15 protein-coding genes and 1 tRNA gene are annotated in these 15,951 nt (G+C 36.6%); 14 read left to right on the forward strand and 2 right to left on the reverse strand.

Going from position 1 to position 15,951, the window contains the following annotated elements; genetic code table 11:
• Positions 1 to 18 precede the first annotated feature (18 nt).
• From MM213_RS19440 to MM213_RS19460, 5 genes are all read left to right on the forward strand, one after another.
• Positions 19 to 768: a succinate dehydrogenase/fumarate reductase iron-sulfur subunit gene (locus MM213_RS19440; protein ID WP_241414554.1), complete on the forward strand. Its 750-nt coding sequence runs from the start codon at positions 19 to 21 to the stop codon at positions 766 to 768.
• Positions 769 to 1,047: 279 nt separating this feature from the next.
• Entirely contained in the window at positions 1,048 to 2,472 is a 1,425-nt protein-coding gene (locus MM213_RS19445) for a sodium:solute symporter family protein (protein WP_241414555.1), read from the forward strand.
• Between the two features lie 11 nt (positions 2,473 to 2,483).
• Complete coding sequence (locus tag MM213_RS19450; protein ID WP_241414556.1) at positions 2,484 to 2,924, forward strand: GNAT family N-acetyltransferase; 441 nt, start codon at positions 2,484 to 2,486, stop codon at positions 2,922 to 2,924.
• Positions 2,925 to 2,935: 11 nt separating this feature from the next.
• Positions 2,936 to 4,009 carry an alanine racemase gene (locus MM213_RS19455; RefSeq protein WP_241414557.1) on the forward strand — a complete coding sequence of 358 codons (1,074 nt, stop codon included), beginning with the start codon at positions 2,936 to 2,938 and terminating at the stop codon, positions 4,007 to 4,009.
• A 103-nt stretch (positions 4,010 to 4,112) separates the two neighbouring features.
• Positions 4,113 to 4,715 carry a porin family protein gene (locus MM213_RS19460; RefSeq protein ID WP_241414558.1) on the forward strand — a complete coding sequence of 201 codons (603 nt, stop codon included), beginning with the start codon at positions 4,113 to 4,115 and terminating at the stop codon, positions 4,713 to 4,715.
• Between the two features lie 71 nt (positions 4,716 to 4,786).
• Here the strand turns inward: MM213_RS19460 and ruvC are convergent, their stop codons facing one another.
• The gene (ruvC, locus tag MM213_RS19465) at positions 4,787 to 5,368 is read right to left on the reverse strand and encodes a crossover junction endodeoxyribonuclease RuvC (protein WP_241273312.1); all 582 of its coding nucleotides are present in this window, start codon (positions 5,366 to 5,368) and stop codon (positions 4,787 to 4,789) included.
• 21 nt (positions 5,369 to 5,389) lie between these two features.
• Between ruvC and MM213_RS19470 the strand changes: the two genes are divergently transcribed.
• The 9 genes from MM213_RS19470 (at position 5,390) to MM213_RS19510 (ending at position 14,093) form a co-directional block, all read left to right on the forward strand.
• The gene (locus tag MM213_RS19470) at positions 5,390 to 6,502 is read left to right on the forward strand and encodes a glycosyltransferase (RefSeq protein ID WP_241414559.1); all 1,113 of its coding nucleotides are present in this window, start codon (positions 5,390 to 5,392) and stop codon (positions 6,500 to 6,502) included.
• A 308-nt stretch (positions 6,503 to 6,810) separates the two neighbouring features.
• A complete protein-coding gene (locus MM213_RS19475) occupies positions 6,811 to 7,062 on the forward strand; it encodes a hypothetical protein (protein ID WP_241414560.1) in 252 nt (83 codons plus the stop codon).
• An 8-nt stretch (positions 7,063 to 7,070) separates the two neighbouring features.
• Positions 7,071 to 8,282 carry a PP2C family protein-serine/threonine phosphatase gene (locus tag MM213_RS19480; RefSeq protein ID WP_241414587.1) on the forward strand — a complete coding sequence of 404 codons (1,212 nt, stop codon included), beginning with the start codon at positions 7,071 to 7,073 and terminating at the stop codon, positions 8,280 to 8,282.
• Between the two features lie 4 nt (positions 8,283 to 8,286).
• Complete coding sequence (locus MM213_RS19485; RefSeq protein WP_241414561.1) at positions 8,287 to 8,913, forward strand: polysaccharide deacetylase family protein; 627 nt, start codon at positions 8,287 to 8,289, stop codon at positions 8,911 to 8,913.
• Complete coding sequence (locus MM213_RS19490; protein WP_241414562.1) at positions 8,910 to 10,013, forward strand: glycosyltransferase; 1,104 nt, start codon at positions 8,910 to 8,912, stop codon at positions 10,011 to 10,013. The genes MM213_RS19485 and MM213_RS19490 overlap by 4 nt, the downstream gene beginning before the upstream one ends.
• Before the next feature lie 367 nt (positions 10,014 to 10,380).
• Positions 10,381 to 11,169 (forward strand): TatD family hydrolase, encoded by a 789-nt coding sequence (locus MM213_RS19495; RefSeq protein WP_241414563.1) that lies wholly within the window; start codon positions 10,381 to 10,383, stop codon positions 11,167 to 11,169.
• Positions 11,159 to 12,238, forward strand: a complete 1,080-nt coding sequence (locus MM213_RS19500) for an asparaginase (RefSeq protein WP_241414564.1) — start codon at positions 11,159 to 11,161, stop codon at positions 12,236 to 12,238. The genes MM213_RS19495 and MM213_RS19500 overlap by 11 nt, the downstream gene beginning before the upstream one ends.
• 179 nt (positions 12,239 to 12,417) lie before the next feature.
• Positions 12,418 to 12,507 (forward strand) — tRNA-Ser (locus tag MM213_RS19505).
• 368 nt (positions 12,508 to 12,875) lie between these two features.
• Positions 12,876 to 14,093: a site-specific integrase gene (locus tag MM213_RS19510; RefSeq protein ID WP_241414565.1), complete on the forward strand. Its 1,218-nt coding sequence runs from the start codon at positions 12,876 to 12,878 to the stop codon at positions 14,091 to 14,093.
• Positions 14,094 to 14,566: 473 nt separating this feature from the next.
• On the opposite strand, the gene MM213_RS19515 is transcribed toward MM213_RS19510, so the two are convergent.
• The gene (locus MM213_RS19515) at positions 14,567 to 15,946 is read right to left on the reverse strand and encodes a Fic family protein (RefSeq protein ID WP_241414566.1); all 1,380 of its coding nucleotides are present in this window, start codon (positions 15,944 to 15,946) and stop codon (positions 14,567 to 14,569) included.
• Positions 15,947 to 15,951 lie beyond the last annotated feature (5 nt).

A 15,951-nucleotide genomic window follows, 5' to 3' on the forward strand; every position in this document is an offset into this window, starting at 1 on the left:
ATTAAACTCATCAGAGCTATGAATTTAACCTTAAAAATCTGGAGACAGAAAAACAACACCGACAAAGGTGGATTTAAAGAATATAAAATTACCGATATTTCTGAAGATATGTCATTTTTGGAGATGTTGGATGTATTAAATGAGCAACTCTCTACCAAAGGTGAAGATCCAGTTCATTTTGACCATGATTGTAGAGAGGGTATCTGTGGAATGTGTTCCCTTTATATCAACGGGAATCCTCATGGTCCTCAGCAGACGACTACTTGTCAACTGCATATGAGATCATTCAAGGATGGTGACACTATTAGCATAGAGCCATGGAGAGCAAAAGCTTTTCCAGTATTGAAGGATTTGGTAGTAGATAGATCTTCTTTTGATAGAATTATCCAAGCAGGTGGCTATGTGTCTGTGAATACAGGTGGCGTCCCTGATGCCAATGAAATTCCAATCCCTAAGTCAATTGCTGATTTGGCTATGGATGCAGCACAGTGTATTGGCTGTGGTGCATGTGTAGCAGCATGTAAGAATGCTTCAGCTATGCTATTCACTTCTGCTAAGATTTCCCAGTTGGCTCTGTTGCCACAAGGTCAGGTGGAAAGAAAAATCAGAGCTGAAAACATGGTTGCTCAAATGGACGCAGAAGGTTTTGGAGCATGTACAAATACAGGAGCTTGTGAAGCAGAATGTCCTAAAGGAATAAGTATTACTAATATTGCAAGAATGAACAGAGAGTATTTCTCTGCAGTATTGAGTAGCGATACAGTTTAACATAGTAGGTATTTGAACATGAGTGACTAGGATGTTTAGGATAGATTCATTTTTGGTATCCTTAACATTCATCTGTGTACCATTTACAAACTATAGAAAAATTAGGAAGCCGGTTTTGCCGGCTTTTTTTTATGTTTTTATAATTATCTGAATCTAAATTTTCAATATATTGGTATTGTTTAAATTAGATGAATTCTATCTTTTAGACTAAATCAATTATCTGTATCTTTGAAAATTACCATTATTTAAAAATTTGTTAATTTAAAAGAAAGGGGATAGATGCATTACATTGACCTAGGCATTTTTGTCGGGTACATGTTGATAATGCTTGGAGTAGGATACTACTTCATGCAGAAGAATAAAAATCAAGATGATTATTATGTTGGTGGAAGAGATATCGGTAGTTGGCATATAGGACTTTCTGTAGTAGCGACAGATGTTGGAGGAGGGTTCTCGGTTGGATTAGGCGGTTTGGGTTTTGTCATGGGGCTTTCTGGTAGTTGGATGCTATTTACTGGATTGTTAGGAGCATGGTTGGCAGCAGTTTTTTTGATTCCTAGAGTTAAACAAGATCCAGCTTTTGCAAATTTTTATACATTTCCCCAGATTTTTAAGCACCTTTTTGATAGGAAAGTAGGGATAGTGGCAGCAGTTATCTGTTTGGTAGGTTATTTGGGATTTACCTCTTCGCAGCTTTTGGCTGGTGCAAAGTTAGCATCAGGAACATTCGAGGAGTTGGATATTAATCAAGCTTTGTGGATTATGGGAGCGATTGCTGTTATCTATACAGTTTTGGGAGGTTTGAAGGCTGTAATTTACACTGATACAGTTCAGTGGATTATTTTGATGCTAGGTTTTATTTTTATTGGATTACCGATAGCATATTTTCATGTAGGTGGATGGGAAGTGATTCGACAGACTTTGCCAGATGAGTTTTTTACTTTGACTAATCTAAGGTGGCAAGACTTTGCCAATTGGGGGATTACAATTTTGCCAATTTGGTTTATAGGGATGACATTGTATCAAAGGATCTTTGCAAGTAGAGATGTGGCATCTGCAAAGAAGGCATGGTTCATTGCGGGGTTATTTGAATGGCCGATCATGGCATTTATGGGGGTTTCCCTTGGGTTGTTATCCAGAGTTGCTTTTGAACAGGATTTGTTGATTTTTGATTTGGAGACTTTGGATCCTGAAATGGGGCTACCGATTTTATTACGGACTATATTGCCTTCAGGGCTTTTGGGATTGATGATGGCAGCCTATTTTTCTGCTGTATTATCTACAGCGGACTCTTGTTTGATGGCAGCGTCGGGTAATTTGAGTACTGATATTTTTGGAAAGTGGCTCAACAAAAAAAGTGAGAAAGTACAAATAAGATATTCGCAACTGTTCACACTTGGTCTTGGTGCGGTAGCCCTTTTTGTTGCACTTCAAATGACAAATGTGCTGGAACTAATGCTTTATTCCTACGCCTTTATGGTTTCTGGACTCTTGATTCCAGTATTGTTTGGCTTGTTTACAAAGAAAAAGGATCCTGATGCTGCATTAGCAGCCATGATTGTCGGGGGAAGTGTAACAGGTGGTCTTGGACTAGCTAATGTGAACCTTCCTATGGAGTTAGACCCAAATTTTTTCGGGGTTTTTGCCTCTTTAGCAACATTTTTGCTAGTGTATAAGTATAAAAAAATGAAAAAATCGAAATAAAATTATAAATAATGGTAAGTATAGAAACACTTTCAGCAATAGACAATGCGACTTATTTACAAAAAAAGGAAATTGCAGACTTCTTATTCACGCATTTAGAACAATATGGAGATCCGCATGCAGATATTATGAAATGTCTTGATTATGCATTGGATCAAGCTGTCGATAAAGGTGGTTTTACTGTCATGGCTAGAGAAGATGGCAAAATCGTAGGAGCAGTCATTATGAATAGAACTGGGATGTCAGGTTATATTCCCGAGAATATCTTGGTCTATATAGCTGTAGATGCGGCTCAGCGTGGAAAGGGGGTAGGTAAGAAACTTATGAAAACTGCAATTGACATGTCCAATGGGAACATTGCACTACATGTCGAACCAGATAACCCTGCCCGAAAATTATACGAAAGTCTTGGGTTTACCAACAAGTATCTCGAGATGAGATTAACGAAATAAAAAAAAAAACAATGGCATTTTTAAATTTACATAGAGAAAAATTAAAGCAAAACTTCGATTATCTCAAAAACTTATTTGAGGAAAACGAGATTTCGTGGGGTGTTGTGTCTAAGCTTTTCTGTGGAAATAGAGCTTATTTGAAAGAACTGATTAATCTTGGAGTAAGAGAAATACATGACTCAAGAATTAGTAATCTTGCAAAAGTAAAAGAGATCAATCCTGAAATCCAGACTGTATATATCAAGCCAGCTTCAAAAAGAAACATTGAGAAAATGGTGAAGTATGCAGATGTCAGTCTCAACAGTGAGTTGACCACGATTAGGTGGATTAGCGAAGAGGCCGTAAAGCAAGACAGAAAGCACAAGATCATCATAATGGTAGAAACTGGAGATCTTCGTGAAGGAGTGATGGGTGATCATCTGATTGATTTTTATGCAAAAATCTTCGAATTGCCAAACATCCAAATAGTGGGTTTGGGAACAAACCTTAATTGTCTGAATGGTGTAATGCCTTCTGCGGACAAGCTGATTCAGCTTTCACTGTACAAACAGATAATCGAACTCAAGTTCAATATTGAGATTCCATGGGTTTCTGCAGGCACCTCAGTTACTATTCCCTTGATGCTTCATCAGCAGTTGCCCAAAGGTGTGAATCATTTTCGAATCGGGGAAACGCTATATTTTGGTGTTGATTTGTTTGAAGAAAAAATCATAGATGGGATGAATGGTGACGTATTCGAACTTTATGCAGAGATCATTGAAATGCAGGAGAAACCTTTACTTCCATCTGGGGCCTTGGCAGCAAATCCCCAAGGTGAGGTAATTGAAATAGATGAATCACTATATGGCAAGTCTTCTTTCAGGGCTATTTTGGATATAGGTCTCTTGGATGTAGATCCTAAATATTTGATTCCAGAAGATGGTGAATTTGAGATCTTAGGGGCTAGTTCTGATATGCTTATTTTGAACTTAGGGCTCAATCCAAAAGGCTATAAAGTTGGAGATCTAGTGAAATTTAATTTGAAATATATGGGTGCATTGGGTATAATGAACTCAAGTTATGTAGATAAAAAAGTAAGTGGTTGATAAATAGGTGATTTACGGTTTTTTGATTAATAATTGTTAAAATATCATAATTTTCTGGCATGATCTTAGCCTACAATCAGGTATAAACCAATTATTATTTACTATGAAAAAGTCAATTTTATTATTAGCTATTGTAGCTTTGTTCTCATTTGATATTCAAGCGCAGAGTGTTCAAAGAAGTGACGCCGCTGGAGGTTTTGGTGTTCGTGGTGGTGTTAACTTTTTCAATTTTGGTGGTGAAGACGCCTCAAGTAATGAATACACAAATAGAGCTGGATTCCATGCAGGTGTATACACAAACCTATTTCTAGGTTCAAGACTCGCTATTGAGCCTGGTGTATATTATTCTGTGAAAGGTACTCAAAATGATGATTTTGCCAATACTAGGGCAATTTTAAATTACATTGATGTGCCTTTGTTGTTAAGATTGTATGTGACTGACGGTTTGAATATTTTTGGCGGACCACAAGCCTCTTTTCTGATGTCGTCGAAGTTTGAAGGAGATTTCTTTGGAAGTTCTTTTTCTTATGATACTGAAGCAATTACAAAAACAGATTTGGGATTTGTAGTTGGATTAGGTTACAATTTACCTAAAGGTATTAATTTACAGGGAAGCTATGATTTCGGAACATCTCCTGTTTTCAAAGATTCCGATGCTGCTATATACAATAGAGGTTTCAAAGTCTCTTTAGGTTATAGTTTCTAATCTGAAAAAAAAATGATTGAAAAAAGCTGTCCTTTGGAAATTGGGCAGCTTTTTCTTTTTTATAAGTGGATTTATTTTAAACCCTTTACCCTATCAGGGTTTTCTTCCAAAAACGATTTCCATCCTGCATTTCTACCTCTTGTTTGGATTCTGCCATCGTGAAAATGGTGGCATAGCGCAACAGCCAAAGCATCCGTAGCATCTAGAAGTTTTGGGATTTCTTTGATTTGAAGCAAAGTTTTGATCATTTCTGCCACTTGTTCTTTTGAAGCATTTCCATTGCCTGTTACGGATTGTTTGACCTTTTTTGGGGAATATTCTGTGATCGGAATTTCTCGTGATAGAGCAGCTGCCATTGCGACTCCTTGGGCTCTACCTAACTTAAGCATGGATTGGACATTTTCACCATAGAATGGTGCCTCCAATGCCATAGAGTCGGGTAGGAATTCATCAATGATACCGGTTACCCTCTCGAAGATTTTTTTGAGTTTCAACTCGTGGGTTTCATACTTTTTCAAATGAATCACACCAAATTGAATAACACTATATTTTTTTCCTTCTATCAAAATCAGCCCATAGCCCATTACATTAGTTCCTGGATCTATGCCTAAAATTATTTTTTCCTTTCCTTCTTTTTTCTCTACTTTACTCATTGATGCAATTTAATTGAATTCATGGTAATATTTTACCTAAGTATTGGCTTTGTTTATGTTTTTGTACTTTTCTTTTTTGGAGGAAAATGGAAAAAAACTGCAGTTTTCGAAATAGCCTCACCTATTGATCAAAAGGTGTCTATTTTAATTCCTTTTAGAAATGAAGAGAAGAATTTGCCCGTTATTTTTCATTCAATAGAAAACTTGAATTTCTTGCAATTAGAGGTTCTTTGGATTGATGACCATAGTGAAGATGATTCAGCTTTGGTTTTGGAAAAACTGCTTGATAACTCCATTCCAACATTTGTTCATAAAATTATCCAATCTCATGGAAGAGGTAAGAAATCAGCGTTAAAATATGGGGTGGAAGCAGCTACTGGAGAAGTGATTCTTACAACAGATGCAGACTGCATATTGCGAGAATCATGGGTGACTGAAATGATAAAACCATTCTCTGATCCACAGATCCAATTTGCAGCCGGACCAGTAATGACAAGAGATAACGCTTCATTTTTTCAAAGATTTCAACAAATTGAATGGGCAAGTATCTTATTGGTGACTAAGGTAGCTTTTGAAAATCAATCTCCATTGATGTGTAGCGGGGCTAATTTGGCTTATAGAAAAGAGGCTTTCCTGAGTGTTAATGGGTATTTGGGCAATGAAGAAATTCTTTCAGGAGATGATGAATTCCTAATGAAAAAAATAGCAGCTTTCTACGGTGCCAAGGCTTTAGTTTACTTGGAGGGTTTAAAAAATCTTGTATTCACAAACTCTTTATCCAATTGGTCTGAGCTATATTCCCAGAGGATTAGATGGGCATCAAAGTGGAGGTCACATTCCTTGATACATTCGGTTTTTTCTTCTGTGCCAGTTTTTTATCAATTGCTTTGGGTTGGCACTATATTTCTCCCTCTTTTTGAAGGCAAACTAGGACTGTTGGCTTTATTTGTTGTTTGGATACTGAAGTTTTGTGTTGAATATTATGTTTTGAAAAAAGTGACAGACTCGTATTATCTTAGTCTGAAATTTGTTGATTTTTGCATCACTAGCTTGATTCATCCAATTTACGTTTTGAGATCTGCATTTGGAGCTATAAAAGGAAGGTTTGAGTGGAAGGGGAGGAGTGTAAACTGAATTGGGTTACAGTTTTGAATTATAGGATGATTTATTGCTTTTATGTTATTCACTAGATAAGAAGAGTTGTTGCTGATGCAACTGTATTTTAATTGTTTACAGAAATTATCTTTCTTGTTCTCGCCAGATTCATTTGGATTGATTTTTAAATCAATTTAACCGATTGTTCAAGTTTTTATTTTCCCAAAACACAAATCAAAAGAGATTGCTAACTTTGGAGAAGCTTATATAATTTTTCGACTTATTCGGAAAACAAAATAAGTTACTACCATTTAAAATGATAATTTAGCTGATAATTCCACACTATTATGACAGAAGAAGAGTTTGATTTATTAGACGAGCTATACTTTGTACAGCACTTTGATTATTTAAAAGATAATCTAGGTTGGGAAGAGGATTTGCTTTTGGCTAACTTGCAGTCTCTTTTGGACAAGGATTATATCAAGTGTCTCTATAAGCCAGATGAAGAGGTTTTTGAAAAAATCAGTTTAAAAGATTCGGGCAAAGCCTATTATTACCTAGCGACCAAAAAGGGGCTAATGAATCACAATTCTATTTGAGCAATCCATTGACTACAGAAACAGTAAAATATCAACGCAAAGAGCTTGAACTTAAGGCCTTGTTGGAAATAACACAGGCAATCAATGAAAATAAAACATCATCGGTTTTATTGAATATTTTTAAATTTACCTGTTTGGTACATCTCAATATCCGATCACTTTTGCTTTATGTGGTTGACCAAGAAGGTTACAAACAAAATATCTCTCATGGTATAAAAGGTGCAGTACCTGACTTTATTCCACTGGACAAAGTAAAAGACAATAAAGAAACAGGGGAGTTGAATATCATAGTTGAAGAAGGTTTTTCATTTAATGAACTGGAGACCTATTTACCTGTTTATCATAAGGAAAAGATGCTGGCGATCTTGTTTTTGATGAAAAAAGATGAGTCGATTGAGCTAGATCTTGATTTTACCCAGGCATTGACCAATATTCTTGTGGTAGCACTTGAAAACAAACGATTTGCAAGGAGGCAATTGGAGCAGGAGAGGTTGAAGAAAGAGGTAGAAATAGCCTCTAATGTGCAGAGGATGCTATTTCCCGCAAATCTTCCCCAAAATGGGAAACTCAAAGCCAAAGTAACCTATATTCCCCATTCAACAGTGGGTGGTGATTACTACGATTTGATCCAAAAATCAGAGGACGAAGTGTTTTTTTGTATAGCAGATGTTTCTGGAAAAGGAATGCCTGCAGCTTTGCTGATGTCTAATTTTCAAGCTGCCTTGAGGACATTGCTAAGAAGCTCATCTGATCTGAAAATGATCGTAGAGCAATTGAATTATACCATTTTTGAAAATACTGCTGGAGAAAGGTTTATTACCTTCTTTTTGGGTTCATACAATTATAAAACTAGGGAGTTGAACTATGTGAACGCCGGCCACAATCCACCAATACTTTATTGGGAAGGGGAAAGACGAAGTGAGATTTTAGAGGCCGGTACCACCATTTTGGGAGCGTTTGATTCTTTGCCTTTTCTGGAAATAGGTAAGCGGTCGCATCTGAAAGGTTTCAGTATACATTTGTATACCGATGGGTTGACAGAAAACTTTAATGACCAAGATGAAGAGTATGGAGAGGAAAGGTTCGGTAAATTTGTGAAGAAACAGGTTGGTGTTGATCCGGATGAATTTCACAAAGCATTTTTTAAAGAGCTAGAAGTCTTTTCAAATGGTGTGGATAGGATGGATGATATTACTTTGATGAGCTTAAGATTTCAGTAGAATTATGGTGATCCATCATGTACCTGATTTGATTCCTAAACTCTTCAAGCACTATACTTGGCACAAAGACAGGTCAAAGAAAAAGATATATTTGACTTTTGATGATGGGCCAGTTCCAGAGGTGACAGAATTCGTTTTGGAACAATTGGATCACTTTGGTATGAAAGCCACGTTTTTTGTAGTAGGGGACAATGTCAGGAAATCACCTAACTTGGCTAAGCAAATAGTAGCAAATGGACACGGAATTGGCAACCATACATATCACCATCTAAATGGGTACAAAACTCCAACAGATTTGTATATCCAAGATGTTTTTTCTTGTCAAAAAGTATTGAATGATGAATTGGGATTGAAATCGAGACTTTTCAGGCCTCCCTATGGCAGAATTACCAAAAACCAATTCAAAGCCCTGAGCGCTGAATTTGAGGTTGTGATGTGGGATGTGCTGTCAGGGGATTATGATCCAAACCAATCTTCCCAAAAATGTCTTCAAAAGACCATTAAATACACCCAAAATGGCTCTGTGGTAGTTTTTCATGACCAGATGAAGACCAAAACTGTATTGAAGGAAGTTTTGGTCGATTATTTGCGATATATTAAGAATTCTGGTTTTGAAACTGATATTCTATGATAGCATTAGAAATAATTGGTGTGATGCTCCTTCTTTCCCAGAATTTACTTTTGGGAATTCTTCTCAAGACAAATTTCAAGAGCTACGCAAAAGGTAAGGGAAGGGGTTTTCCATCGATTACAATTTTGGTAAGCTGTAGAAATGAAGCTAAAAATCTATCTAGGTGTTTAGAAGCTTTGGAAGCTTTGGATTATCCCGAAAATAAGCTGCAAATAATAGTAGGGGATGACAACAGTACAGACCAAACAGCCTTGGTTCTAAAGTCGTGGGTATCTGGTAAAAGCTACGCTGAATTTTATAGTGTAGAAGAAAACCGAGGGCAAAAAAAGATGAATGGCAAGGCAAATGCACTCTCCCAAATGATCAATAAAGCGACGGGTTCACTGTTGTTGTTTACAGACGCTGATTGTAAAGTTCCAAGTACTTGGGCTACCATTATGGTTTCTGCCGCTTTGAATACCGAGGCTGGATTTGTTACGGGTATCACCACAGTGAAGCACGAAGGGAGGTTTTCAACATTGCAGGATGTAGATTGGACTTTCACTTTGGGGGTGCTGAAAGTCCTGTCTGATATTGGTCTATCTGTCACTTCTATGGGTAACAATATGCTTATTTCAAAAGAGGCATACAATGCGGTGGGAGGATTTGAAGGAATTCCTTTCTCTTTGACAGAAGACTTTACAATAGCCTCTTCCATTCAGAAAGAGGGGTTTTATGGATATCATCAAATTTGTAAAGAGAACCTGATAGAAACCAAAGCGCAACCAAGTCTTTCGAGTCTGCTAGAGCAGCGTAAAAGATGGATGAATGGAGCTATGAAATTGCCCATTACAATAAAAATACTTTTGGCACTACAAGCTTTGTTTTTGCCACTTGTACTGCTTTTGATTTACAATTATATTTTTCTAGGGTGGTTGTTTTGGTTTGTTAAATGGTCTTTGCAATCTTATTTTATCTACGAGATGAAAAAGAAAATGAACCAAAGAATCAATCTAAAACACTTAATAGTATTTGAAATATATTATCTTTTTACAGCTTGGGCGACGATACTTTATTATTTTTGGCCTTCCAAAACAAATTGGAAGGGGAGGAAATATTAGAGGATTGAAAAATTGGCAGATTACAAGATTAGGGATTTTAAGATTGGAACGTTTTAAGGTTGTGAAATTGGCTGCTGCAAGATGAGTTGTTTTTCCTTCTTTCGAAATGGCTTTGCTATTATGTCAAAGAAAAAGTTTCGTTTGATGCAATAGTGTTAAACGTTACAAAAGCCTTTTTCCCTCAGGAGGATTAAACTTGCCTTACGTTAAACGTTTAACATTTCACTTTGGTGGACGATGGGAATCGAAATCCAGCTCGCTCATTTGTAAAATCTAGGTTGACATAACACTATTATATGCCTTATATCTCAAGTCCCAAGTCTCACATCTCAAACCTAAAGTTTCATATCTATAAAAATCAATAAAAATGCTACACCCATTTTCAGATACGCATGCACATATATATTCTTCAAAATATGATTCAGATAGAGAAGATGTAATTAGGGAGACTTTTGATAATGGCGTGCAGAGGATATACATGCCAAATGTGGATGTGGAAACGATAGATTCGATGCTTGAAGTTGAACTCAAACATCCCAAAAAATGTATTCCTATGATGGGATTGCATCCATGTGATGTAAAGAAGGATTTTGAAAAATCTCTCTATATCATGGAAGATTGGATCAATAAAAGGGAATTTGCGGGGATAGGAGAAACTGGATTGGATTTGTATTGGGATAAGACTTTTTTTGAACAACAAAAAGAAGCGCTTCGCATTCAAATACAATGGGCAAAAGATAAGAAATGGCCAATCATTCTGCATTGCAGAGAATCTATGGATGAAACTATTGAAATCATCAAAGAAATGAATGATGATAATTTGTTTGGGATATTTCATTGTTTTACAGGAAGTGTCACACAAGCAAATCAAATCATCGAAATGGGGTTTAAGCTTGGCATTGGAGGTGTATCAACCTATAAAAATGGGGGTTTGGACAAAGTTCTACCTGAAATAGGTCTTGATTATTTGGTATTGGAAACCGATGGTCCGTATCTTGCGCCGATCCCTCACCGTGGAAAAAGGAATTCACCTGCCTACATACCAATTATAGCCCAACGAGTAGCGGATCTTTGCCAAACAAGCTTAGAGGAGGTTTCTCGAATTACTCAAAATAACACAAACCTTATATTCCATCATTTCAACCATGAATTATAAGATAGTAAGATTAAATACTGCTGCCAAAAGTGAAATAACATCATCTGTGTTGATAATATATACTGGAGGGACACTTGGGATGGCTTATGATGATAGTGGGTCATTGGTCCCATTTAATTTTGGGCAGATCTTGGATAAAATTCCGACCATGACCAGTATGAATGCTGCTATCACAGTTATATCATTTCCCGAACCTATTGATTCTTCAAATGTCAACATGAGTCATTGGGTGGACATGGCATATATCATTTATGAGAATTATGATAGTTATGATGGATTTGTAGTGCTTCATGGCACTGATACTATGGCTTATTCAGCGTCTATGTTAAGTTATATGCTGAAAGGGTTGAGTAAACCAGTCATTTTTACTGGAGCACAGCTTCCTATTTCTGCCATGAGGTCTGATGCTAGGGAAAATTTGATGACCTCCCTAGAAATAGCAATGGCAAAGGCTAACGGAAAGCCAATAGTGCCAGAAGTATGTATTTTCTTTAATCACTTGTTGTTGAGAGGAAATAGATCCAAGAAAGTTCAAAGTGTACATTTTGATGCTTTTGAGTCAGAAAACTACCCACCGTTAGCCGAGTCAGGAATCATCATAGATTACAATTATGCGGCAATAAAGCCATTTGAAGAGGGAAAGAAATTGAGGTATTTTAATCGTTTGGACAATAGAGTGATGGTATTGAAACTCTTTCCTGGCATTACCCAGAATGTTATTGAGAGCTGTTTTGCAACAAAAGGATTGCGTGGAGTTGTTTTGGAAACTTATGGGTCAGGGAACAGTCCAAGTGAATCATGGTTTATCCAAACAATGGAAAGAGCTGTTAAAAATGGTTTGATTATCCTAAATGTCTCACAATGTAACGGAGGTCGTGTCATTCAAGGTAGGTATGAGACCAGTAAGGATATGAAGCGGATTGGGGTTTTGAGTGGAGGCGATATTACGACAGAAGCGGCTATTACCAAGATGATGTTTTTGCTTGCCAACGAAAGCAATGACTCAGAAATCAGAAGAAAGTTGATAACACCGATTGCGGGAGAGATGTCACTGACAGCCCAGAATTAAATTGACTGTTAATTTCAGAGAGTGAATGATTGAGCAAAGTTTTTATAGTCTTATAAATCAACATGATAGTTTTGGTAATTTGTTCATTTTGAAATTTGGATGAAATTATAAATGGGGAAAAACAGTATAAAGTTTGCTTTGGCTCAAATTTATAATTTTCTTTGCACTCCGAAACAACTAGAGAGGTGTCCGAGTGGTTGAAGGAGCACGCCTGGAAAGCGTGTATACCCGTGAGGGTATCGAGGGTTCGAATCCCTTCCTCTCTGCCAGAATGGCTTTCAAACAGTATAAAATCTCCAAATTCGAAGAGATTTAAAATTTGAAAGACTAACCAAAGATTATTAAAATGTGTGTTTAAAGCGTTTAAAGCGAGATTTTAACCACAAAAACATCAAAATTCTTTATCAAAAGCCTATAATCCGAAGATTGTGGGCTTTTTGTTTTTGGTGCCTAAATCACCAAATTTTTCAAAAATCCCCACAATTTAAATGCGTCATTCGTGTAGTTCTCTATTTTAAAAAAAAAGACGCATTGAAAACGGCATAATCAATTGAATAACAACATGTTCTGTGATAAAACATCTTGTTTGAAGCTAGGTAATTTTCGAAATTTATTCATGTTATTAAACGTCAATACTATGTTAGAAAAGAGCTTTGGAATTATGTTTTTCCTAAAACCCACAAAAAACAAAAAAGTGAATGAAAGATACATTTATGCTAGGGTTACTGTAGATGGCAGTTCAAAAGAGTTATCCACCAAAAGGCTTTGGACTCAGGAAGGCTGGGATCCAAGTAGGGGTAGGGCAATTGGAAATAGGGAGGAGGTAAAGCAATTGAATGGGTTTTTGGATACTTTCCAAATAAAAATCTATGAGGCGAAAAAAATCCTTATGGACAACTATAAAGATGTTACTGCCGAAAGCATAAAAAATTATTTAGTGGGAAAATCAGATGATAGAAGATTTATCCTAGAGATTTTCCAAAAACATAACGATAAGGTTGAGGCATTAGTAGGGACAGATTTTGCATCAGGAACCTTGCAGCGATATAAGACTTCGTTGGATCACACAAGATCATTTATTCAATGGAAGTTCAAAAAGGATGATCTTGAAATAAAAGCATTGAATTATGAATTTATTTCTGATTATGAATTTTGGTTCAAGACTGTACGCAAGTGTAGCCATAATACAACTATGAAGTATTTGGCTAACTTCAAGAAAATAGTGCTTTCCTGTGTCAAAAAAGATTGGTTGCAGAAAGACCCATTCATGGGATACCAATTGATAAAAAAGGATGTTGTCCGCTCAATACTCAGCAAAGAGGAGTTACAGATTATAAACAATAAAGATTTGAGTATGGAACGTCTAAAAATTGTGAGAGACGTATTCCTATTCTGCTGTTATACAGGACTTGCATATATCGACGTCAAAAACCTTAGAAAATCCCATATCCAAATAGGGATTGATGGGGAGCAATGGATATTCACTCAAAGACAGAAGACAGAAACGCCAACAAGATTACCACTACTTCCTCAGGCTTTGGCTATCGTCAATAAATATGAATCTCATCCACAATGTATCAGCAAAGACTGTCTTTTGCCTGTTTTGAGTAATCAAAAGATGAATTCTTATCTCAAGGAAATCGCTGATGTTTGTGGAATCGATAAACCTCTCACATTTCATATAGCCCGCCATACTTTTGCAACAACAATAACCTTGGGAAATGGTGTTCCGATAGAGACTGTCTCCAAAATGCTTGGGCACAAATCTTTGAAGCAGACACAACACTATGCGAAAATCCTTGACACAAAAATCAGTTCAGATATGAAAAAGTTAAGGGGTATATTGGAAGAATGAAAATAGTTGAAAATCTGTATTTTGCTGGGAAATACATGCATTAAGCTACTTAAGAACTTATATTGATGGGAAAAGCCAACATAGATTATGCGAAAATGTCCGAAAGAATCAGTGTTGCACACATCGGTCGCTTTATTGAGTGGATAATAAGTATACAAAATAGCGCACATGCACAACTACCAGAAATGTCGGGTTAAAATAGCTGGATTTTAAGTCAAATAAAAAGTTGTGAATCAGTAACTTTAAATTACTTTGAGTTAAAATATTAGTTGGAAACGTAGTTAGCAGGAAAGGAGGTGTTTTTGTATCAATCTTTAGAATATAAAAAAGAAGCCTACATAAATTAAATTTAACGAATGACCAAAAAGAGGGGGCATATCAACCTCTCTTTTTTATTTGAAATGTAGCGATTCATTAGGATAGGAGGTATGGCTGAAAATCTATTTGTATTTTTCATTTTTCCGATTAATTTTTTAAGATCCCCAGTGCTTTTTCCATGCCGTAAACTCAGAAGGTTTAATTCGATAGCGTACAAAATTCCCTTCATGAAGTCCCAAAATCTCAATGGCAACCACCTCATTGAATTTCAACTGATCTTCGATAGGAAGCTTTTGAGATTCTGTATTAACTAACTTGGATGCTTCTGCTTTTCCAATCGCATTTCTGACAATATTCGCTACAGTATCGCGTATTTCTTCCCGATATTTCATTCGGAATGGATCGGGTTCTCCAATTGATTGACGGATCGCTGCATAGCGTAATGCGGATCGCTGATAAGCCCATAAAAACACATCTTTGAATAACTCGATGCGATTTAATTCATAGATGCCAAGCAACCCTTTGATATAACTTTCTTCAGGAACATCAATAAATGAAAGGGGGGCAAGATTTTGACGGTTAAATGGCAGGTTTGCAGCCAATCTAGAAACGCGCTTATTGACATCATCAAAAGGTTGCAAATAGGGGAGTTGTACAAGTATAAAAAAAGCCTGCTCAAATGGGTTTTCTATCTGTCTTGCTTTTTCTAGGATTAGATCAAAAAACTCTTCAATTAATTGTGGTATTCCTAGTGGAGTGAAAACTGAATTTGTTATTCCCACCCCAAATACTCGAAGTCTTCCTGAGGCAGCTGGATTGGAAAGTAAGTTGTTAGAAAGTAAGGCATGTAAGTTGAGAATTGTGTATCGATTGAAATCCACTTCATTTGATGAATCCACCAAAAGCTCAATGGCCTCCTTGTGATTGAGAATCATTTGTGTCTCTTTGGCAGATTTGTCGGTTGCAACCTGGCCCTCATGAATTAGCAATTCGGTATCGAGTAAGGAATACGTATTACCTTCCAAACGGCTAGAGTTCCATGAAAGGTCGATTAAAAGCCTGCTTAATATTTCACGGGCATAAGTTCCAGCGGGCTGTTCATCATTATGCGTTTTTCCCCATTCTGCTAGCTTTTGCTTTTCTTCGATACTGAGATAGCTGTCAATATTTGGACGATAGTTTTCTAAAAATGAGCGTTCATACCCCACTGGTGTTCTTTGGATTTCAGGACGGGATAACAAGGCTAAAATAGACTTTCCTTCTTTTGAAAGAGGGATAGGCGCTAGGTTTTCCTCTGTTGAATTAATCTTACTTGAATCATGATTTTTTTCAGCAATGTTTGCATGGTATCTTGTGGATCGAGCTTCTCCACTTATATGTATAAGTTTTTTTTCTTTAAGGCTTGAAAGTCTTCTTTGAAGAGTTCTTTTTTCAATTTGAAATGGTAGTAAGATAAGTAGTTCCTCTATTCCTAAACCATTGGAGGATGAGGCAATTGTTTCTTCAATTATCCGCAGTTCATTTTGGTTTCCCATGTCGT

The organism is Belliella alkalica (assembly GCF_022549785.1).
GTDB lineage: Bacteria > Bacteroidota > Bacteroidia > Cytophagales > Cyclobacteriaceae > Belliella > Belliella alkalica.